At 71.2% G+C, this 19,846-nt stretch carries 17 protein-coding genes; 4 read left to right on the forward strand and 13 right to left on the reverse strand.

Going from position 1 to position 19,846, the window contains the following annotated elements:
• Positions 1-125: 125 nt before the first annotated feature.
• The 6 genes from AC08OQ_RS01385 to AC08OQ_RS01410 all read right to left on the reverse strand — a co-directional run bounded on the left by AC08OQ_RS01385 (position 126) and on the right by AC08OQ_RS01410 (position 7,696).
• The gene (locus AC08OQ_RS01385; RefSeq protein ID WP_476601311.1) at positions 126-332 is read right to left on the reverse strand and encodes a VOC family protein; all 207 of its coding nucleotides are present in this window, start codon (positions 330-332) and stop codon (positions 126-128) included.
• 130 nt (positions 333-462) lie between these two features.
• Positions 463-1,608: a family 43 glycosylhydrolase gene (locus AC08OQ_RS01390; RefSeq protein ID WP_476601310.1), complete on the reverse strand. Its 1,146-nt coding sequence runs from the start codon at positions 1,606-1,608 to the stop codon at positions 463-465.
• Between the two features lie 72 nt (positions 1,609-1,680).
• Positions 1,681-3,261, reverse strand: a complete 1,581-nt coding sequence (locus AC08OQ_RS01395) for a SulP family inorganic anion transporter (RefSeq protein WP_476601309.1) — start codon at positions 3,259-3,261, stop codon at positions 1,681-1,683.
• Positions 3,262-3,371: 110 nt separating this feature from the next.
• On the reverse strand, positions 3,372-4,187 hold the full coding sequence (locus AC08OQ_RS01400; protein WP_476601308.1) for a DUF305 domain-containing protein: 816 nt from the start codon (positions 4,185-4,187) through the stop codon (positions 3,372-3,374).
• Between the two features lie 40 nt (positions 4,188-4,227).
• Positions 4,228-5,718 (reverse strand): FHA domain-containing protein, encoded by a 1,491-nt coding sequence (locus AC08OQ_RS01405; protein ID WP_476601307.1) that lies wholly within the window; start codon positions 5,716-5,718, stop codon positions 4,228-4,230.
• Between the two features lie 193 nt (positions 5,719-5,911).
• Entirely contained in the window at positions 5,912-7,696 is a 1,785-nt protein-coding gene (locus AC08OQ_RS01410; RefSeq protein WP_476601306.1) for a glycoside hydrolase family 15 protein, read from the reverse strand.
• A gap of 392 nt (positions 7,697-8,088) precedes the next feature.
• Here AC08OQ_RS01410 and AC08OQ_RS01415 point away from each other — a divergent pair, with 392 nt between their 5' ends.
• Positions 8,089-8,637, forward strand: coding sequence for a hypothetical protein (locus AC08OQ_RS01415; RefSeq protein WP_476601305.1), 549 nt, complete (start codon positions 8,089-8,091; stop codon positions 8,635-8,637).
• A 52-nt stretch (positions 8,638-8,689) separates the two neighbouring features.
• Here the strand turns inward: AC08OQ_RS01415 and AC08OQ_RS01420 are convergent, their stop codons facing one another.
• Both AC08OQ_RS01420 and AC08OQ_RS01425 read right to left on the reverse strand, forming a co-directional pair.
• Positions 8,690-8,887 carry a hypothetical protein gene (locus tag AC08OQ_RS01420; protein WP_006541195.1) on the reverse strand — a complete coding sequence of 66 codons (198 nt, stop codon included), beginning with the start codon at positions 8,885-8,887 and terminating at the stop codon, positions 8,690-8,692.
• 399 nt (positions 8,888-9,286) lie between these two features.
• Positions 9,287-10,972, reverse strand: a complete 1,686-nt coding sequence (locus tag AC08OQ_RS01425) for a dolichyl-phosphate-mannose--protein mannosyltransferase (protein ID WP_476604268.1) — start codon at positions 10,970-10,972, stop codon at positions 9,287-9,289.
• A gap of 40 nt (positions 10,973-11,012) precedes the next feature.
• Here AC08OQ_RS01425 and rsmI point away from each other — a divergent pair, with 40 nt between their 5' ends.
• A complete protein-coding gene (gene rsmI, locus AC08OQ_RS01430) occupies positions 11,013-11,897 on the forward strand; it encodes a 16S rRNA (cytidine(1402)-2'-O)-methyltransferase (protein ID WP_476599593.1) in 885 nt (294 codons plus the stop codon).
• A 13-nt stretch (positions 11,898-11,910) separates the two neighbouring features.
• Here the strand turns inward: rsmI and AC08OQ_RS01435 are convergent, their stop codons facing one another.
• A complete protein-coding gene (locus tag AC08OQ_RS01435; protein WP_476599595.1) occupies positions 11,911-12,462 on the reverse strand; it encodes a YdcF family protein in 552 nt (183 codons plus the stop codon).
• A 167-nt stretch (positions 12,463-12,629) separates the two neighbouring features.
• Positions 12,630-13,871, reverse strand: coding sequence for a type 1 periplasmic-binding domain-containing protein (locus AC08OQ_RS01440; RefSeq protein ID WP_476599596.1), 1,242 nt, complete (start codon positions 13,869-13,871; stop codon positions 12,630-12,632).
• A gap of 124 nt (positions 13,872-13,995) precedes the next feature.
• Between AC08OQ_RS01440 and AC08OQ_RS01445 the strand changes: the two genes are divergently transcribed.
• Positions 13,996-14,820, forward strand: coding sequence for a TatD family hydrolase (locus tag AC08OQ_RS01445; RefSeq protein ID WP_476599598.1), 825 nt, complete (start codon positions 13,996-13,998; stop codon positions 14,818-14,820).
• Positions 14,821-14,876: 56 nt separating this feature from the next.
• Positions 14,877-15,692, forward strand: a complete 816-nt coding sequence (gene rsmA / locus AC08OQ_RS01450) for a 16S rRNA (adenine(1518)-N(6)/adenine(1519)-N(6))-dimethyltransferase RsmA (RefSeq protein WP_462202722.1) — start codon at positions 14,877-14,879, stop codon at positions 15,690-15,692.
• A gap of 79 nt (positions 15,693-15,771) precedes the next feature.
• Here the strand turns inward: rsmA and AC08OQ_RS01455 are convergent, their stop codons facing one another.
• The 3 genes from AC08OQ_RS01455 to glmU form a co-directional block, all read right to left on the reverse strand.
• A complete protein-coding gene (locus AC08OQ_RS01455; protein WP_476599600.1) occupies positions 15,772-16,797 on the reverse strand; it encodes a tryptophan--tRNA ligase in 1,026 nt (341 codons plus the stop codon).
• A gap of 113 nt (positions 16,798-16,910) precedes the next feature.
• Complete coding sequence (locus AC08OQ_RS01460) at positions 16,911-17,885, reverse strand: ribose-phosphate diphosphokinase (RefSeq protein ID WP_462186364.1); 975 nt, start codon at positions 17,883-17,885, stop codon at positions 16,911-16,913.
• Between the two features lie 321 nt (positions 17,886-18,206).
• Entirely contained in the window at positions 18,207-19,817 is a 1,611-nt protein-coding gene (glmU, locus tag AC08OQ_RS01465; RefSeq protein ID WP_476599602.1) for a bifunctional UDP-N-acetylglucosamine diphosphorylase/glucosamine-1-phosphate N-acetyltransferase GlmU, read from the reverse strand.
• Positions 19,818-19,846: the final 29 nt, after the last annotated feature.

Consider the following 19,846-nt stretch of genomic DNA (forward strand, 5'->3'; position numbering starts at 1 on the left):
TCGAACGCCGCGTCGAACTCCTCCTCGGCGATCAGGAACGCATAGGAGTCGAAATGAAATAACTTGCGCGTTTCGAACCCTCCACAGGCCTGTGACCTGCGATGATGCTCTCGATCACGTATTTGTTACTTCATTACGTCCCCATAGTGCTGCGCAGTGATCGACTCAACCGGTGCGGTGGCGAAGTCCAAGGTGACACCGTTTGCGGTGACGACCGGGATGAACGGTCCCCGCGCGGCGCCGACCTTGAGACCGAGGATATCCGCTAGAAACTCGGCCGATTCCCGGTTGTTCCGGGCATGCACAATAGTATGATTCAGCTCGACTGGCATATGGACCTTCTCCGTAAGTCGCTTTGTCGGCACTTCCAGGGCCCGTGGTCCTCGGTGGAGATACCGGGAATGCTCGGATTCGGAATGTCGTAGTCCGCGAAGACGGCGGGGAGCCGGCCCCACCACCTGATTATCCCACCCGGTCCTCGCCGTCTACCCGGTCCTCGTGCTGCCGGCGGTGCTCGTGGGATGGGTGCTCGTGGGATGGGTCATGCTCGTCCGGATCAAGCACCCGTCCTCGGACGAGGGAGTCGACGTGCAGCGTCACCGCGTCCCGGGTGACGTCGAGCGGAGCGACGACGAACCGACCGATTGGCAGGTAGGCGCCGTCGGGCCGGGAGTCCCAGCTGTGCAGCCCCACCCACCAGCGGTCCCGCGCGTCGGTGAAGGCATGGGCCCCGCTCGGTCCGAAGCCGACCTTTCCCCCGGTCAGCATCGGTTCGTCCGCCGGCCGGCAGGGCCCGAGCGGCCCCTTGCACGACGCGGTCGCCACCACCTGCCGTCCACCGAGCGGCGACGCGGCCGAATAGAGCAGATGGTGACGCCCGCGGGTTGAGATCATCGATGGTGCCGAGATCCGCCCCTGCTGCCAGGACAGGCTCGGGCGGAGCATGACGGCGGGTTCGCTGGCGAGCACGAGTCCGTCGGGTCGCAGCCGCTGCGCCCACAGCGTGGGCGGCGCGCCGTGGTTCCGGTCCGAGCCGCCGCCCGCCCCGGGGCTTGCCCAGGCCAGGTAAGCGCGTCCGGCTTCGTCGACGAAGGGGCTCGGATCCGAACTGCCGCCGTCCGCGGTCTGGCAGATGAAGGGCGCGAGAGAGGTGTCGACGAACGGACCGTCGGCGGAGTCGGCGGTCGCCGCGGAGATACAGCGGACGTCGAGGCCACGCACGGCCGTCGCGTAGTACATGACGAACCCATGGCCGAAGGCGCCGACGGCCGCCGGGCCGAGGCCGCCCGTGGGGTCGGCCCAGGGCGGCAGGGTGTGCAGCGCGGCCGGCTCGATCGTCCAGCTCCGGCGGTCCCGGCTGGAGAGCACGTCGACGGTGCCGGGGGAGTCCGGGTCCACGCCGAAGGCATAGGTCGTCCGGTTGTGGGTGATCAGGGACGGGGTCGAGAACTCGATCCCGGGGACGAGGACGGCCCGGGAACCCGGGCCCGGACCGGACCTGGCAAGGTACAACCCGCCTAGGACGATGATGATGACGACCACCGCGGGCTGGCGCCGAGTGAAGTCGATCAGACCCTGAGTGAGCCCGGCGCCCCGCTCTCCGGCCATCCCGCCACCATCCTCAGCGTAAGTATCTGAGTGAGCATCTAATGGCGGAGTGTATTCACGATCAGCTCGACTTCACCGGACGCGGGTCGGTGCCGGCTCGGTCGGTGCCGGTTCCACCTGGGCCGGCTCGGCGGACAGCTTGTGCAGCAGGGTGGCACTACGGGCGTTCACCCCGACCAGGCTCACCTGCGTGCCGCGTTCGCGGTACTTCGCGCACACGTCGTCGAGGGTGGTGACCGCCGCCGAGTCGAGAAGGTGGGCTTCCGAGAGGTCGATGACCACCCGTCCGGGATCGCGCGCGTAGTCGAAGGCGTTCACCAGATCACTGGTCGAGGCGAAGAACAGCGTGCCCTGGACGGAGTAGATCCTCTCCCGGCCCTCCGGGTCGAGCACGCTGGTCACCAGCGCCAGATTCGCGGCCCGGCGGGTGAACAGCAGCGCGGCCAGCACGACGCCCACCCCAACGCCGTAGGCGAGGTTGTGGGTGGGCACCACGACGGCGACGGTCGCCACCATGACCGCGGTCTCGCTGCGGGGCATCCGGCGCAGCGTCGAGGGCTGGATGCTGCGCCACTCGAAGGTCATGACCGACATCATGATCATCACCGCGACCAGCGCCGACATCGGGATGACCCGCACGAGGTCGCGCAGCGGGACGACCAGCATGAGCAGGAAGCCGCCGGCGGCGAAGGTCGACAGCCGGCCCCGCCCGCCCGAGCTGACGTTCACCATCGTCTGGCCGATCATGGCGCAGCCGCCCATCCCGCCGAAGAAGCCGTTGACGATGTTGGCGATCCCCAGGCCCCGGGATTCGCGGTTCGGGTCATGCGTGGTGTCGGTCAACCGATCCACGATCTGCGCGGTCAGCAGCGTCTCCACCAGGCCGACGGCGGTAAGCGCCACCGCGTACGGGGCGATGATCCGCAGTGTCTCCCAGGTCAGCGGCACGTCGGGCACGCCGGGGACGGGCAGTGAGCTCGGCAGCCGGCCCTCGTCGCCGACGGTGGGGACGGAGATGTCGAAACCGGCGGTGACGAGGGTGAGGACCGCCACCGCCACGAGCGGCGGCGGGACCGCTCTGGTCAGGCGGGGGACGGCCAGCAGGATGGCGAGGCCCGCGGCGACGAGGGCGTAGACCTGCCACGACTTGCCGATCACGTGCGGTATCTGCGCGGTGAAGATGAGGATGGCCAGCGCGTTGACGAAGCCGATCATCGCGGCCCGCGGGACGAACCGCATCAGCCGTGCCACCCCGAGCCGGCCGAGCACGAACATCAGCAGGCCCACCCCGATGGTCGTCGCCAGCAGGTAGTTCAGGCCGTGGTCGCGGACCAGGGGGGCGGCGACGAGGGCCATGGAGCCTGCCGCCGCCGAGATCATCGCCGGGCGCCCGCCGGTGAACGCGATGACCACCGAGATGGTGAACGACGCGAACAGACCGACCTTCGGATCGACCCCCGCCACCACGGAGAAGGAGATCGTCTCCGGGATCAGCGCGAGCGAGGTCACCAGGCCGGCGAGCAGTTCCACCCGGACGTAACGAATCCCCGGCCAGTGGCCGGTGAGGCGGCGGGAGTACCAGGGGCCGCCGGGGGCCGTCCGGCGAACGAAGCCCCCGGCGTCGGCGGCCTCTCGGGCGGTTGCACCAGGCATGGCGGCGGCCTCCCCTGCCCTGCGACGAGGGGGCTACCTTCCCCGAGTCCGGTTAGTCCCACTTGACTATACAAAGGCGGTTTCGTCGTGACAGCGGGTGGGTTCGCCGGTCAGGCCCGAGGCGCGCCGAGGCGTACCAGATCGCGCTGCATCTGGTCGATCTCCATCGACTGGGCGAGCACCATCGCCCTGGCCATCGCCCGTACCCGGTCCTCACCGGCGTGCATCGCCGCGTACTGGGCGATGGCCAGCCCCCCACGATGGTGGCGCACCATCAGGGTGAGGAAGAGGACGTCGAGGTCATGGCCCCGGATCGAGGCCAGCCGTTGCAGCTCGGCGGGGGTCGCCATGCCCGGCATGCGCGCGGTGTCCCGCGGGTCGCTGGACGCGTCCTCCGCCGCATCCTCGGCCAGGCCCGGCATGGTCATGCCGGGCCTGGCGGCGCCGTGACCGTCATGACCATCCTGCCCGCCCGAGGCCCCGTTGACGGTGCGGGAGTCCCGCATCCACCGCATCGGTATCCCGGAGGTGGACTGGGGCCGTCCCCATCCGGACAGCCACGAGGACATGATGCCGATCTCGCGTTGCTGGGTCAGCGCGATGTCCTGGGCCACGCTGCGGGTGTCCTGGTCACCGCCGTGACTGAACTCGATCATGGCCATCTGCACCGCCTGGGCGTGATGCTCGGACATGTCCCGGGCGAAGCCGACGTCGACCGACCCCTCAGCCGGTGGCCGGCTGGCGAGGTTGCCCAGCGCCGCGCCGGCCGCCAGCAGGCCGGCTACCACGGCGAGCATCACCGGCGCCCACCACAGCCGGCTTCGGGCCCAGCGGCGTCGCGGCCGCGCGTCACTCCCGCGCGCCGCATCGCCGTCGCTGGCCGGCGGGTCGTCGCCGGCTGGCCGGTCGTCGTTCGCCGTCGTCATGATCACCTCGGTTGGGCGGGTGAGTTGCCCGGGCAGGTGGTCAAACGTGCAGGTGGGAGTTGAAGACGAACGTCCGCTTGCCCACCTGGACGCGGGTGCCGGGGATCAGGGGAGCCGGCTGGTGCGGGCTCAGCGGCGTCCACACGGTCGCCTCCGGCGGGGCGATGTAAGTGCCGTTCGCCGAACCCTGATCGGTGATGACCGCGTCCCAGCCGTTGAGGGTGATGATGGCGTGTACCCGGGAGACCGCGCTCTCGCCGTCCTCGACCGGCAGCGCCCGTGCCTTCCCGGCCCGGACCGCATCGTCGCGGTCCGGCTGGCGGCCGATCACCAGGTCCATGTCGACGTTCATGGTCTGGCCGTCGTCGAAGACGAGGACGCCGACGGGCGGCCGGGGGCCCCAGACCGTGCGGGTGTTCTGCTGGGCGAGCGACAGGCCGCACTCGGAGCAGTACGGCGCCTGCGGGTGGTTGAAGTGGCCGTTGGCGCACAGCACGCCCTCGACCTGAGGCTCGCCGCTGCTCGGCAGCATCGTCGGTGCCTCGTCGTCCTCGATGAGGTCGGAGATGGTGAAGCTCTGGCCCGGGAGCTGGGTCAGGGCGTCGTGCTCGTCGTCGGTGAGGTCGTCGCCCAGATCGTCGGAGAGGCCCTCGCGGTGGCCGACGGGCCCGGCGTGGCCGGCGTGGCCGTGCCTGCCACCCAGATCGCTCCCGGCACGCGGGATCGAGTCACGCTGGGCCAGCTCGGTGGGCGGATCCTCGTCGAGCTCGTCAAGGTCGGCCGCCTGCGTCGGTTCGGCGGCGGCGCGGCGCCGGTGGGCCTCCTCCTCCTTGCTGCGCAGGGGGGCGAGCGCCGGCGGGGTGGTCGACATCGGATCGGGGGCGCGAGTTCCCGGCGTGGGGATGGGCGCGGCGCCGGTCATCGGCTCCCGGACCGGATCGAACCCGACAAGCAGCTGCTCGGCGGAGGCCTTCGGCGCGGGCAGCGACGGCGTGTCGCTGAGCAGCAGACTCACCCCGATCCCGGGCACGGCCCCGATGCGCAGGTCGAGCGGGAAACCGAGATCGCCGAGCCCGCCGGGGAAACCCGTCGGCCCGACCATGCCGGTGGGGCCGACGTCGATCCGGCTGATCTCGGTGGGCAGCAGCCGGTCGACCCACGTGGCCGAGTCGACGCCGGAGAGCGTCACCCCGGAGCTGCCCGTCGCGACGACGTCCATCGCCCCGTGGACCAGCGCGGCGACCCGGTCATTGACCGTGGTCAGCAGGCTGAAGTCGGGCACCCGATCCGGATCGGCGTCGGCCAGCAGCCCTGCGACCCGGCGCACCAGCCGGCGACCCATGGTCGACGCGGTGGCGCCCACCTCGGCGGCGACCTCGGCGCACAGCGCCAGCAGCCTGGTGGTCGTCTCGGCCGTCTCCGACCGGCCGGCACGGGCGACGATGAGTGCGCCGGGCAGCCGGACGACCACTCCCGCCCGATCTCCGCGCCCGGATTCCACGACCACCCGGAAACGGTCCAGTCCCGCCATGACCTCGCCCCTCGTATCCCGCACCTCGAAGGATCCCGACCTTGAAGGATCCCGCACTCCGAACATCGGTGCCGATCTTCAGGCTATCGGCTCCGGTGCGTATCCTCGCCGCCTATCCTGCCGTGCCGCGCCGGCACCGGAAACCGCCCGTCACCGCACACCCGTGGTCACCGCACACCCGTCCTCGGGTCGGTCACCCCAGCGCGCGGTCGAGATGGATCGCGGCACTGATCAGGGCGAGGTGGGTGAACGCCTGCGGGAAGTTGCCGAGCGCCTCCCCGGAGGAACCGATCTCCTCGGCGTAGAGCCCCACGTGGTTGGCGTAGGTGAGCATCTTCTCGAAGACCATCCGGGCCTCGGCGACCCGACCGGCCCGGGTCAGTGCCTCCACGTACCAGAACGAGCACAGGTTGAAGGTGCCCTCGTCACCCGTGAGGCCGTCGCTGCCGTCCGCGGCGTACCGGCGCACCAGACTGTCGCTGACCAGGTCCCCGCTGAACCGTTCCAGGGTCGACAGGAACCGGGGGTCGGTGGGGCCGGAGAACTTCACCAGCGGCATGCACAGCAGGGATGCGTCCATCCGTGGTGAGCCGGGGAACTCCATGTAGGCGCCGCGGGTGGGGTTCCACGCCTCGTTCTGGACGAACCGGTAGGCCTGCCCGGCGTAGTCCTTCCATTCGTTCGTCGGCCCGGGCAGGCCACGCTGGCGCGAGATCCGGCAGGCCCGTTCGAAGGCGACCCAGGTCATCACGGCTGAGTAGGTGAAGCGATGGCGCCCACCCTGGGTCTCCCAGATGCCCTCGTCCGGTTCGTCCCAGTGCTTGGCCAGCCAGTCGAGCTGGCGGCCCAGCGCCTCCCAGAGCTGGAAGGAGATCGGGACCTGCTTGTTGTACAGGTACACCGAGTCCATCAGCTCGCCGTAGATGTCGAGCTGGAGCTGTGTGGCGGCGGCGTTGCCGACGCGCACCGGCTTCGAGCCGCGATAGCCGGACAGCTGGTCGAGGACCAGCTCGTCCAGGTCGGCGTTGCCGTCCACGCTGTAGAGCACGTAGAGCCCGGAGTCCTTGGGTGCCTCGTGACATCGCTGTTCGAGCCAGTCCATGAACGCCGCGGTCTCGTCGGTGAAGCCGAGCGCCATCAGCGCGTACACCGTGAAGGCCGCGTCGCGGATCCAGGTGTAGCGGTAGTCCCAGTTGCGCACGCCGCCGAGCTCCTCGGGTAGCGAGGTGGTCGGCGCGGCCACCAGCGCCCCGGTGGGCCGGTAGACGAGCAGTTTGAGGACGAGAGCGCTGCGTAGCACCATCTCCCGCCACCGGCCGTGATAGCGCCCGCGCCGGATCCAGGCCTGCCAGTAGTTCAGCGTCCGGGTGAACAACGTCTCCGCCTCACCGATGATCAATGGGCGGATGGTCGAGTTCCACTCGAGCACGATGTCGGCACACTCGCCCATCGCCAGCTCGAACTCGGCGACCACGGCCGTGGCCTCGACGCGCAGCGGCAGGGCCGTGCGCAGCACAAGGGTGCCGGCGGTCGACTCGAACACCGCGCCCGAACCGGGTACCAGGGTGACGGTGTGCGGGGCTCGGCCGTAGTCGAACCGGGGGTCGCAGCGCAGCCGGAACGTGGCGGTTCCACGCACCGCTCGCGCCTGGCGGACCACGACGTGCGGCGTCTCGGTGACGTCGCTGTCCACCGGGACCATGAAATCGATGACCTCACCGACCGCGCGGGGGGCGAGGAAACGGGTCATCAGGATGTTCGAGTCGGGTAGGTAGAGCTGCCTGGCCCGGGAGTCCGGACAGTGGATGCGGAACGATCCGCCACGGTCGGCGTCCAGCAGACTCGCGAAAACCGACGGCGCGTCGAAGCGCTGCGGGCAGTACCAGTCGATCGTGCCGTCCGTGGCGACCAGGGCCACGGTACGCAGGTCGCCGATGACCGCGTGCTCTTCGATGGGCGGATAGTCGGTGTCGGGCATTCGTGGGCTCCGCGAAACGTGACCGGCCGAGGTCGGCCGTGGGGGTTGCGGGACAGGGGGGAGGATGGACCACGTTGTCGCGGCCCGCCGGGAGCCGCCCGCGTCCTCCGACCGCCGCCGGTCGCCACGCGATTCGGTGGCAACCAGGCGAAGGTAACCCGTTGCGGAGCCCACGGGACCATGACCGGGCGTAAGCCACAGTGGCCGCGGGGAGCCGGTGAACGTGCGATGCCGGCGGTGGTTCGTGGCCACATCGGTGGCTACCAGGATCGTTGGGACCGGTTCACCGGTGGGGAACGGTAGTTTCCGGCGCGGGTGTGCGGGTGTTGCCGGATGCGCCCTGGTGGGGTCTCGGCGCTCGGGCCCCCACGGCGGCCACCTACGATCACGCTATGGCCGCCCACCCATCGATCGCCGAGGACGGTCGTGCCACGTTGGTGATGTTCGCCCGGGGTGACCGGGTCTTCCCCGTCGACGACCTCGGTGGCGGGGTCTGGTCGCGGCGCGGCACGGTACTCGCCGTCCACCCGGCCGGCCGTCGCGAACCGGCCGGGAACGCTGACCCCGTGCGGGTCGAGTCGGCCCGCGGTGTGACCCCCATCACGGCCCGAGCGACCGTGCTGTGGGACGACGGCACCGCGGAGGTGATGGCGGAGGACCAGCTGTGTCTTGTCTACGACCAGGAGGCACCTGTCGGTATCCGGGTCGTCACGCTGCCGATGGTCGAGCCGGTGGACGTGGTGCAGCACGGTGGCCACGTCGTGCTGGTCCTGCGCGACGGTCTACTGACACCCGCCGACGTGGAGATCCTGCGCGACAAGCTGCGCTCGGTGCGTGCGGCGCTGGCCTCCACACGGCCGGATCCGTCGTCCGTCGCCGAGCTGCGCCGCCGGGATCTCGACCTGCTGCGGGCCCTGATCGCCCAGTTGACCGGGGGATAGCCCGGCACCGCGGGGTACGCCGGGGGTACAGCCCGGCTCGGTGCCGGACGGCTCAGGACGTCGAGTAGGGGCCGGGGCGCACCCCGGGGCCGTAGGCGTTGCCGTTCATGCCGGCCCGCGGCTGCTCGGTCATCGCCTGGCTGACCTTCGACGCGATCGCCTCCGTGAGCCGGATCGCCTGGGTCAGCGACAGGTTCAGCACGATCTCGCTGTCATCGGTCATCGCGAAGCGTACCGACACATCCGCCATGGTGGTTCCTCCCAGTCTCGGCCCGCCCGACACCCGTCTCCGGTGGTTGGAGGTCGGAGGGAGGCCCGTTTGGGCGCTCACTGCCGCACGGCCTCGGGGCATGGTGACCGCCCCACCCTCTCGGATCGACTTCTCGAGCTGTACGCGACCCCCCCGTTCAAGGACCAGGGCGGTGCTGCTAGTGGCGTCCTTGTTCGGCTCTTCGTGACCGTCCAACTTCGATAACCCCTGTCGCTGCGGCTGTCGCCGTTCCGGCTTGCCGATTCGTAATGGTTGCATCGCCTACGGTGGTGATGCCACGAATGGGGCGCGAAGTCGTGAGTCGGATCACGTTGAGGCGACGCCGCGGGCCTCGTCGGGGTTCACGGGTCGGCACCGTGGGCCTGGTGTGGTGTCCTGTCAGATCCAGCCCGGGAACCACATCCGGGCGCGCCACGAGGAGTAGGGGATCACCTCGGCGGCCAGGATCGGGTAGAAGTACGCGAAGAGCAGCACGACGATGATCGTGTAGATTCCGACCGACAGCGCCCCGACCAGGCGGCGGGTCTCCGACGCCTCGCGCGGGCCGAGGACGAGCCCGGCCAGCGCCGTGATGGCGAGGACCAGGAACGGCAGCGACGGCAGCGCGTAGAAGAAGAACATCGTGCGGTTCGGGAGCAGCAGCCACGGCACGAAGGCCGAGCCGAACCCGACCAGCACCAGGGCCGCCCGCCAGTCCCGCCGGGAGACCCACCAGGCGAGCATCGCGACCAGCGCCGCCGTGCCGACCCACCAGATCGCCGGGTTGCCCAGAGCGAGGACCTCCCGGGAGCAGCCGGCCGGATCGTGGCAGCCCGAGGTCCCGTACGCCGGCGAGGAGTAGTAGTACGCGACCGGCCGCGCCATCACCAGCCAGCTCATCGGATGCGACGCGAAGGCGTGCCCCTCGTGGAGTCCCTCGTGGAACTTCAGCACCGCCATCTGGTACTTCCACCAGCCGTGCCACGCGGCGCCGAAGCCGTTGCCGTAGTAGTGGCGGTAGTAGCCGCCGTCGGTGGCGAACCAGCCGGTCCAGGTGGCGAGGAAGGTCACGATGGGGACGAGTAGGAACCCGGCGAACCAGGCCGGGCTGTCCCGGCGCAGTGCTCCCAACACGGGTCGGCGGGCTCCGCCGGTGCGCCGCGCTCCGATGTCCCACGCGAGGGCGAGCGCCGCGAAGCCGATGATCGTGTAGAGGGCGCTCCACTTCACCCCCATGGACAGTCCCAGGGCCACCCCGCAGGCCAGCCGCCAGGGGCGGAACCCCAGCCGCGGCCCGTACGTGTCGAGGAGGCGGTCGGCCCGGGTGGGCGGAGCCGCCGCGGTCGAGCCGCTGTCCGGGCCGGCGGCATTGTCCCCCAGAGGTGCTGATCCGGGACCGGAACCAGCCGGTTCCAGGCGGTCGGCGAGCCGGCGGCGGCCGTCGTCCCGGTCGAGCAGCAGACAGGCCAGCGCCACGACGACGCCAGTCATCAGGAAGATGTCGAGGATCCCGATGCGGCTCTGCACGAACTCCAGCCCGTCGAGGGCGAGGAGCAGACCGGCGAAGCAGCCCAGGAGCGTGGAGCGGAACATCCGTCGGGCGGCGCGGGCGAGGACCAAGACAGCGAGCGTCCCGAACAGCGCGGACGAGAACCGCCAGCCGAGCTCCGGACTGCCGTGCGAGACCCCGGCACAGTCGGTATAGCCGAACAGACCCTCGGAGGCGGCCATCAGCCACTTGCCGAACGGCGGATGGACGACGTAGGCCGGACCGGAACAGGTCGTCGAGTTGATCTCATACCCGGCCGTCAGCAGGCCCCAGGCGTCCTTGGTGTAGTAGACCTCGTCGAAGTAGATCCCGCGGGGCTCTGTGAGGTGCCAGAAACGCAGCAGCCCGGCGACGATCGCGACGGACAGGGTCGCCAGCCACCCTACGAGCGGCGACCGCGGCATCGGTGGGCACAGCCGCTCACGCACCGAGAGCGGCCGACCGCCGGCCGGGCCGGAGGAACCCGGGCCGGCCACCCGCGCCGCGTCCCCGCGACCGGTCGCCGTCCAGGGCAGGTGGGCCGTCGTCGCCGTCACACCGATCAGGGTAGGTCCTGGCTCCTGACAGACTGGTCGGGTGTCCGGGACCCTGGTGCTGTGCGGTGCCCCCATCGGCGACGTCCGGGACGCCAGCCCTCGGCTCGGCGAGATCCTTGCCACCGCGGATGTGATCGCCGCCGAGGACACCCGCCGGGTCCTACGGCTGGCGCACGCGCTCGACGTGACGGTGTCCGGGCGGATCGTGTCGTGCTACGACGCGGTGGAAGGCACCCGGGCCGCCCAGCTCACCGACTACCTGCGCCAGGGTGCCACCGTCGCGCTCGTCACCGACGCCGGGATGCCCGCCGTCTCCGACCCCGGGTTCCGGGTCGTGGCCGCAGCCGCCGCCGCGGGGATGGCCGTGACCGTCGTTCCCGGTCCGTCCGCCGTCACCGCGGCCCTGGCCGTCAGCGGGCTGCCGACGGACCGCTGGACCTTCGAGGGCTTCCTGCCGCGCAAGGGCGGCGACCGGCGTGGACGCCTTCGCGACCTGGCCGGCGAGCCGCGGACGATGGTGTTCCTGGAGTCCCCACACCGGCTCGTGGCCGGCCTGCGCGACCTCGTCACGGCCTTCGGCGCCGACCGTCCGGCGGTGCTCTGCCGCGAGCTGACGAAGACCTTCGAGGAGATCGTCCGCGGCGACCTCGCCGATCTGCTCGGCTGGGCCACCGACGGCCGGGTTATCCGGGGGGAGTTCACGCTGGTGGTCGCCGGCGGTACCCGGGGCCGGGCCGGGCCAAGCGTGGCTGGGCCGATCATCGACGGCAGGATCCTGGTCGCCGAGGTAGCCCGACGAACCTCGGCGGGGATGTCCCCGAAGGACGCGCGCAAGGCCGTGGCCGCCGAGTACGGCGTCTCCCGCAACGAGGTCTATGCCGCGGAGCTCGCCGCCCGGGCCGGGGACCGGGCCGACGGGCGCTGAGCACGGTCGGCGGTCAGCAGTGGCGTTGGAGAACGAGGGCCTTGCCCAGGGCCGCCCACTCGTAGGCGATCACGTACGGCCAGGCCCGGCGCGGGGGCGGGACCCCCTGCATCCGCGTCTCGCCGTCATAGCAACGGTCGAGGCGCAGCCGGGCGCGCGTGCTCTGTGAGGTCGAGGCGACGACCATGAGCGAATGCCACCCGCGGCGTGCCGCCGCCGCGGAGGTCCACCGCGACTCGCCCTGGGTCGTCCGCGGATCGGACGAGAAACAGATCACCTCGACCCCGGGAATGGGCCCGGGGCACGGGTCCTTCTCCGTCGGCGCCGAGACCGCGAGCACGGGTGCGTAGCCGGCTCGCGTGAGTGCGACGGCGCGTTCGAGCCGTCCCGGACTCCCGGCGAACATGACGATCGCGTCCACCGGGGCGGGAGCATCCTGGTGCGGAAAGACGAACAGCCGGGCTGTCGCCACCGCGAAGGCCACCGTCAGGCCACCGAGGATGCCCACTGCGGCCCGGCGGCGCCACGGCCCCGCGGGAGCACGACCGAGCGGACCCGCTGCCATGTTTCCCCCTCCGCGGGCCGCCAAGTGCCGCCGTGAGTTTCTCAGTACCACGGCGGCACCCGAACCAACCACCGTTCACCCGCTCCGGGTGGTCCACCCCCCCCGGATGGGCCACCGCTCCGGACGGTTCACCCGCCCCGGATGGCCCGTCGGCGGCGGAGGCCCACTCACGTGGTGGGGAGTGTGCGCGAGGCCGGAGGCGTCCGAGGCTGCGCGGTCCGAGGCTGCGCGGTCCGGGGCTGCGTGGTCGGGGGCGTCGTCTCCGATCCGGCCGTCGGCGTGGGAGGGCTGATCGAAAACGTGCCCGTCCCCGGCGAAGTCCGCGACGCCGTCCCCGGGCGGCTGGTGAACAGCCGGGGATGGGCGAATGGTGCCCGCGCCGACTCACGGGGCCAGACCGTCCGGGAGGCACCGGCCTGCCACTGCACGATCGGGATCTGGTGGCCGACCTGGAGCCCCGTCGCCTCGTCCAGCCGGAAGCGACCGAGCAACGTGGTCGTGTCGATGCCCCGGGCGGCGGCGAGCACGGAGGTGTCCTGCACGCCTCCGCAGTAGCGAATGGCCCGTCCCAGGATCAGCCCGGTGACGTAGGCCCAGGCCGCCGTTTCGGTCGGCGCGACGCCGTGCAGGGCGGTGAAGTCGGCGGTGAACTCCCGCGCGGTCGGACCGGTCGCGGTCGGCTGGGTGCTCTCGGGCATCCAGCTGCCCGGCGCCAGCAGCTGCTCGCGCAGGTCGCCCAGGCTCGCGGTGGCCTGCGCGCTGACGGCCGTGGAGAAGGCGGCCGCCCGCCACGGCCGGCGCAGCAGGATGTTCGCCGCCGCCAGCTCGTCGTCCGGGCCGGCGTGGACGATGAGGATGTCGCCCGGGGGCAGCCGGGTCGCGGTGAGGGCGGCCTTGCCCGGGGGGAAGACGTGCGAAGCCACCTCGAACGACTGCGCTACCGCGGCGGCCTTCGTTACCGATGTGATCTCGACGGCGGTGTCCCCGGAGGCGAGCAGGACGACCTTGCGGGCCCGTCGATCGGCCGCCCGCACGGCGGCGAGGACCCCGCGCGGCCAGGTCGAGGTGGCCGCGGCGATGTTCACGACGTTCGGGAAGGCCTGCCGGACGAAGCGCGTGGACGGGGCGCCGGTGTTGAAGACCACCCGGTCCGTCGCAGCACAGGCCGCGAGTGCCGCCCGGTGGCCGTAGGGTCCGAGCAGGGCGTCGGGTCCCGCGGCCACCGCGGCGCGCATGGCGGCGGCCGGATCGGGATACGCGTCGTAGGCGGTGAGACTCACCTCGTCCCAGGGCGGTGGGAGGCGTTCGTCACGCGCCCACAGGGTGACCCCTCGTAGCCCGGCGAGGCCCTGGGCGGCGTCGGGACCGGTCAGCGGGGTGACCAGGGCAACGGTCAACGGTGTCGTCATCGCGTGGGGTCCTTGCGCTTGCTCACCCGATTAGCGTCCCATGCCGGGTTGTCTGGCACACTCGGCGGCGGTCGTAGACTTCAGACTTCAGGAAACGAAGGGCGGGCACGGGAGGGCGGGCGAGGTGGCGCAAAACTCTGGCCGGTCGGGTGATCCGCCGCCACCGCCGGACCCTCTTCCTGTGGCCGTGGTCGACAGCCACTGTCATCTCGACCTGATGGGCACCGAAGTTCCGGCGGCGATCGCGGCGGCCCGGGCAGTCGGTGTCACGCGGGCCGTCACCGTCGGCATCGACCTGCCCACCAGCAGATGGCAGGCCGAGGTCGCCGCGGCGCATCCGGAGATCTACGCCGCCGTCGCGATCCATCCTAACGAGGCGGCCCACGGGGTCACCGAGGAGACGTTCGCCGCCATCGCCGAGCTGGCCCGCGCCGATCGCGTGCGCGCGATCGGCGAGACGGGCCTGGACTACTTCCGCACCCCACCCGAGGCGCATGCCGCGCAGCAGGAGAGCTTCCGGCGCCACATCGTGATCGCCAAGGAGACCGGCCGGGCGCTGATGATCCACGACCGGGATGCCCACGACGACACGCTGCGCATCCTCGGCGAGGAGGGCGCCCCGGAGAAGGTCGTCTTCCACGCCTTCTCCGGGGACACGGCGATGGCGAAGATCTGCGCGGACGCCGGGTACGTGATGTCGTTCGCCGGTAACGTCACCTTCTCCAATGCCGCCAATCTGCGGGAGGCGGCGGCCGTCGCCCCGGCGGATCTCATCCTGGTGGAGACCGACGCGCCGTTCCTCACCCCGACCCCTTGGCGGGGCCGGCCCGGCGGCCCGTACCTCATTCCGCTGACGCTGCGGGTGCTGGCCGAGACCCGCGGCGTCGGCGTCGCCGAGCTCGGCACGCACATCGCCGCAAACGCGGAGCGGGTGTTCGGGCCCTGGTAGACACCGACGCGCTGTTCTCGCCGGCTGAGCTTCGGGCCCTCGCGCACGAGCTGGACCTGCGGCCGACGAAACGGCGCGGGCAGAACTTCCTCGTCGACGCGAACACCGTCCGCCGGCTGGTGCGGCTCGCCGGCGTCGGCCCGGACGACACGGTGCTGGAGATCGGGCCAGGACTCGGGTCGATGACCCTGGGGCTCGTCGAGGCGGCGAAGGCCGTCGTCGCTGTCGAGGTGGATCGCCCCCTCGCCGCGGTCCTGCCGGTGACCGTGGCCGCCCGGCTGCCGGCCGACGTCGCCGAGCGGTTGCGCGTGGTGGCCGCCGACGGTCTGCGGGCCACCTCGGCCGACCTGCCCGCCGACGTGGCTGCGCCCGGGGTGCTCGCCGCGAACCTGCCCTACAACATCGCGGTGCCGCTGCTGCTCGGGCTGCTGGAACGGCTGCCCTCGCTGCGCCGCGGGCTGGTGATGGTCCAGGCGGAGGTCGCCGACCGGCTCACCGCGCCGCCGGGCAGCCGGGTGTACGGGGCGCCTAGCGTCAAGCTGGCCTGGTACGCGCACGCCCGGCCGGCCGGCGCGGTGCCCAGACCGGTCTTCTGGCCGCAGCCGAATGTCGATTCAGGGCTGGTGGCCTTCACCCGCAGGCCCCTGCCCGGTCCGGCGCGGCTGCGGGCGGACGTTTTCGCCGCGATCGATGCCGCGTTCGCGCAGCGCCGCAAGACCCTGCGTACGGCCCTGGCGCCCTGGGCCGGATCGCCCGCCGCCGCCGGGGAACTGGCGCGTGCCGCCGAGGTCGATCCCGGTGCCCGGGGCGAGACCCTCGATGTCGCGGCCTTCTGCCGGCTGGCCGCCGCCCGCGCCGCCCGTTCCGACTGACCCGCCCGTTCCGACTGACCCGTCCGGTGGAACGGGCGGGGGGAGGGCGGAACAGCGGGGGAGGCCAGAGCGGGGAAGGTCAGAGCGGGGAAATCCCGATCGCGCGCCGGACCCCGGCGAGCACTGGCCGGGCCCGGTCGCGGGCCCGCTCGGCACCCGCCGCGAGGATGTCGTCCAGCTCGCTGTCCGGGGTGATGAGCTCGGTGTAGCGATCCCGCAGCGGTGACAGCCAGTCGTTGAGCGTCTCGAACAGGGCGTTCTTCACCTCACCCCATCCAGTGCCACCCTGCTCCAGACGGCTGCGCATCTCCTTGATTGCCTCGGGAGCCGCGAAGTTCTCGAGCAGGACGAAGGCCGCGGAACTGTCCGGGTCCTTCGGGTCCGCCAGCGGGGTGCTGTCGCCCACGATCCCACGGACGAGTTTCCGTAGCTGCTTCTCCGGCGCGAAGAGGGGAATGGTGTTCCGGTATGACTTGCTCATCTTGCGGCCGTCGATGCCGGGCAGTACCTTCGCCGAGCTCCCGGCCGGGAGGACCACCTCCGGGATCTTCAGGCTGAACACGTCACCGAACAGATGGTTGAAGGAGCCGGCGATGTCGGCGGCGTATTCCACGTGCTGCGACTGGTCCTGACCGACGGGGACCACGTCGGCATTCATGATGAGAATGTCGACGGCCATCAGAATCGGATAGTTGAACAGGCCCATGTTGATGCCGGCATCCAGATCGGGGACGCCGGCCTCGGCGTTGCGGTCACGGGCTGCCTTGTAGGCGTGGGCCCGGTTCATCAGACCCTTGCCGGTGACGCAGGACAGCACCCAGGCCAGCTCGAAGATCTCGGGGACGTCGGACTGGCGGTAGAAGATCGTGCTCGTCGGGTCGAGTCCGAGCACGAGCCACGTGGCCGCCACCGAGCGGGTGTAGCTCGCCAACTCCTCGCGACTACGCACGGATGTCAGGGCGTGATAGTCGGCGACGAAATAGATCGACTCGTAGGTCGAGGTGAGCTCCAGCGACGGCCGGATCGCTCCGATGTAGTTGCCGAGGTGCGGCTCGCCCGTCGGCTTGATCCCGGTGAGAGACACCTTCGGCTGTTGCGCTGCCATGGCAGGGCAGTCTACGGACGCGGGGCAGCCGCCGGGACGCCCCAGGTCGTTCTTCGCGGCCGTTCGCCTGCCTGCGCCTGTCTCGGTGGCGGGGTGGGAGATCCGAGCCTCGGTCAGGCGTCTCCGCCGAACAGGCCGGTCACCGACCCGTCCTCGAACACGGCCTTGATGGCCGCGGCCAGCAGCGGGGCGATGGACAGTTCGGTGATCTTGTCGATGCGAGCCTCGCTGGGCAGGGGCAGCGTGTTCGTGAGGACGACCTCGCTGATCTCCGAGTTCTTCAGCCGGTCGGCGGCGGGGCCGGACAGCACACCGTGGGTTGCCGCCGCGATGACGCCCGCCGCGCCGTGCTCCTTGAGTGACTCCGCGGCCTTCGTGATCGTGCCGGCAGTGTCGATCATGTCGTCGACGATGACGCAGGTCCGTCCGTGCACCTCGCCGACCACGTCGAACATCTTCACCTGGTTGGGAACGTCCGGGTCACGCCGCTTGTGGATGATGGCCAGCGGGCAGCCGAGCCGGTCGGTCCACCGCTCAGCCACGCGGACCCGGCCCGAGTCGGGGGCGACGACGGTCACCTCGGACGTGTCCAGCTTGGACTCGATGTAGTTGGTGAGCAGCGGCAACGCGAAGAGATGGTCCACCGGCCCGTCGAAGAAGCCCTGAATCTGGGCAGTGTGCAGGTCGACCGACATGAGCCGGTGCGCGCCGGCGGTCTTGAACAAATCGGCGACGAGGCGGGCCGAGATCGGCTCCCGGCCACGGTGCTTCTTGTCCTGGCGCGCATAGGGGTAGAAGGGCGCGACGACGGTGATCCGTTTGGCGCTGGCCCGCTTCAGCGCGTCCACCATGATCAGCTGTTCCATCAGCCAGGTGTTCACCGGGGCCGAATGGCACTGGAGCACGAAGGCGTCGCAGCCTCGAACCGATTCGGAGAAGCGGACGAAGATCTCGCCGCTGGCAAACTCGTAAGCATTGGTGGGGACGGGCTCGACGTCGAGCGCGGCCGCGACCTCCGCCGCGAGGCCCGGGTGCGAACGTCCCGCGAAGAGCATCAGATTGCGCCGGTTCTCGGTCTGGTAGGCCACCGCGTACTCCTCGGGCGTGACGGCGTGGTCGGGCTGGCGTGGTCGGGCTGGCGTGGGCAGCCCCCGGGCGGGTGACCCGTTCGGGGGAACGGCCGTGAGGCCGCACGGTTCAACACTTGGGCCTACCCGGTCCCGCCCCTGTTGGCGCAGGCGGGACGGTACCCACGTGCCCGGATCGCCGCCCGCGACTCTGGCGATACCCGCCGGCTGCCGCCCGCGGACCCCGGGCCGCCGACCCGGGCGGGGCAGACCGGGCGGTGTGCATCCCCTCGCTGGCCAGAAGGTTCGGACGGACGTCTCTTTACATTCTGCTTCCCGGTTTTACGTTCTGCTCCCCGCGCCGGGAATACCGGCGATGCCGGCCTCGCCCTTGCCGGTAGGCGGCAACTCACTCCGGTGCGCCACGTCACCCTGATGAGCTGGGATCGGCACGGCGGCCTCGGCCGCGGACGGTTGTGGCATTTCATCGGGACGCTCGGGATCTCCGGCACCGCCGGGGGCCGGGACGCCGGCCGCGGCGGCCGCTCGTGCCGCCGGGCTGCCGGGACGGCGGCGGGAGACCCAGCCTTCGATGATCCGTTGCCGCCCCTCCCGGACCGCCAGCGCGCCCGGCGGAACGTCCTCCCGGATCACGGATCCGGCGCCGGTGTAGGCCCCGTCCCCGACCGTGACCGGAGCAACAAGCATGGTATCACTGCCGATCCGGACGTCCGAGCCGATCATCGTGCGGTGCTTGGCCACCCCGTCGTAGTTCACGAAGACCGTCGTGCATCCGATGTTGCTGCGCTCGCCGACCACCGCGTCGCCGACATACGCCAGGTGCGGGACCTTCGTCTGGTTCCCGAGATCGGCCGACTTCGTCTCGACGAAGGAGCCGATCTTGCCTTCGCAGCCTAGCCGGGTGCCCGACCGGAGATGGCTGTAAGGCCCGACCACGGCCCCGGCGCCGATCTCGGCCCGCTCGGCTGTGGTCCGCAGGACGGTCGCGCCCGCGCCCACTGCCGTGTCCGTCAGGGTGCACTCGGGGCCGATGACGGCGCCGCGAGCGACGTGCGTCCGGCCGTGCAGGAAGGTGTTGGGGGCGAGCGTCGTGTCCGGTTCGAGGATGACGTCGGCGTCGATCCAGGTGGTCTGCGGGTCGACGACGGTGGTGCCGGCGCGCATCGCCACCTCGACAATCCGGTCCCGCAGCACCCGTCCGGCGGCGGCGAGCTGGACGCGGTCGTTCACCCCACCGGCTTCGCCGGGATCGTCCACGACCCGCGCGGCCACCGGCCGCCCGGCGGCGACCAGCAGCCCGACGACGTCGGTGAGGTACTCCTCACCTTGAGCATTGTCCCTGGTCAGCCCTGCGAGTGCGGTCTGGAGTGGGCCCGCGGCGAACGCGTACACGCCGGTGTTGATCTCTCGGATCGTCGCGGTGGCGGCGTCGGCGTCGCGATGCTCGACGATGGCCCGGACCGCGCCGTCGCCGTCGCGCACCACCCGGCCGTAACCGATGGCGTCGTCGACAACGGCCGACAGGACCGTTGCCGCGGCCGCCCGGGCATGGTGCTGGGCCACCAGGGCAGTGAGCGTCGCGCCGGTCAACAGCGGGGTGTCGCCGGGCAGCACGACCACCGTGCCGCTGGGCGCCAGCTCGCCGAGCGCCGCCAAGGCCACCCGGACGGCATGGCCCGTGCCGTGCTGGCGGTCCTGGACGACCGGGACGACCTCGGGAGCCTGCTCCGCCAGCATCGCCGCGACCTGTTCGCGGCCGTGGCCCACGACGACCGCGGTACGCGCCGCCGCGAGGGCTCCGGCCGCGCTTAGCACGTGGTGGAGAAGGGAGCGCCCGGCGATGTGGTGCAGCACCTTCGGTGTCGTCGAGCGCATACGCTTGCCCTCGCCCGCTGCCAGGATGATGACGGCCGCCGGACGTGATGATGTCACGCGATCTCCCGAGTCTTCGGACCTGGACA

Source organism: Frankia sp. CcCS3, assembly GCF_977927575.1.

Coding starts and splice junctions, on each gene's coding strand:
- AC08OQ_RS01385 (WP_476601311.1), bottom strand. CDS start 332: ATGCCAGTCGAGCTGAATCATACTATTGTGCATGCCCGGAACAACCGG.
- AC08OQ_RS01390 (WP_476601310.1), bottom strand. CDS start 1,608: ATGGCCGGAGAGCGGGGCGCCGGGCTCACTCAGGGTCTGATCGACTTC.
- AC08OQ_RS01395 (WP_476601309.1), bottom strand. CDS start 3,261: ATGCCTGGTGCAACCGCCCGAGAGGCCGCCGACGCCGGGGGCTTCGTT.
- AC08OQ_RS01400 (WP_476601308.1), bottom strand. CDS start 4,187: ATGACGACGGCGAACGACGACCGGCCAGCCGGCGACGACCCGCCGGCC.
- AC08OQ_RS01405 (WP_476601307.1), bottom strand. CDS start 5,718: ATGGCGGGACTGGACCGTTTCCGGGTGGTCGTGGAATCCGGGCGCGGA.
- AC08OQ_RS01410 (WP_476601306.1), bottom strand. CDS start 7,696: ATGCCCGACACCGACTATCCGCCCATCGAAGAGCACGCGGTCATCGGC.
- AC08OQ_RS01415 (WP_476601305.1), top strand. CDS start 8,089: ATGGCCGCCCACCCATCGATCGCCGAGGACGGTCGTGCCACGTTGGTG.
- AC08OQ_RS01420 (WP_006541195.1), bottom strand. CDS start 8,887: ATGGCGGATGTGTCGGTACGCTTCGCGATGACCGATGACAGCGAGATC.
- AC08OQ_RS01435 (WP_476599595.1), bottom strand. CDS start 12,462: ATGGCAGCGGGTCCGCTCGGTCGTGCTCCCGCGGGGCCGTGGCGCCGC.
- AC08OQ_RS01440 (WP_476599596.1), bottom strand. CDS start 13,871: ATGACGACACCGTTGACCGTTGCCCTGGTCACCCCGCTGACCGGTCCC.
- AC08OQ_RS01455 (WP_476599600.1), bottom strand. CDS start 16,797: ATGGCAGCGCAACAGCCGAAGGTGTCTCTCACCGGGATCAAGCCGACG.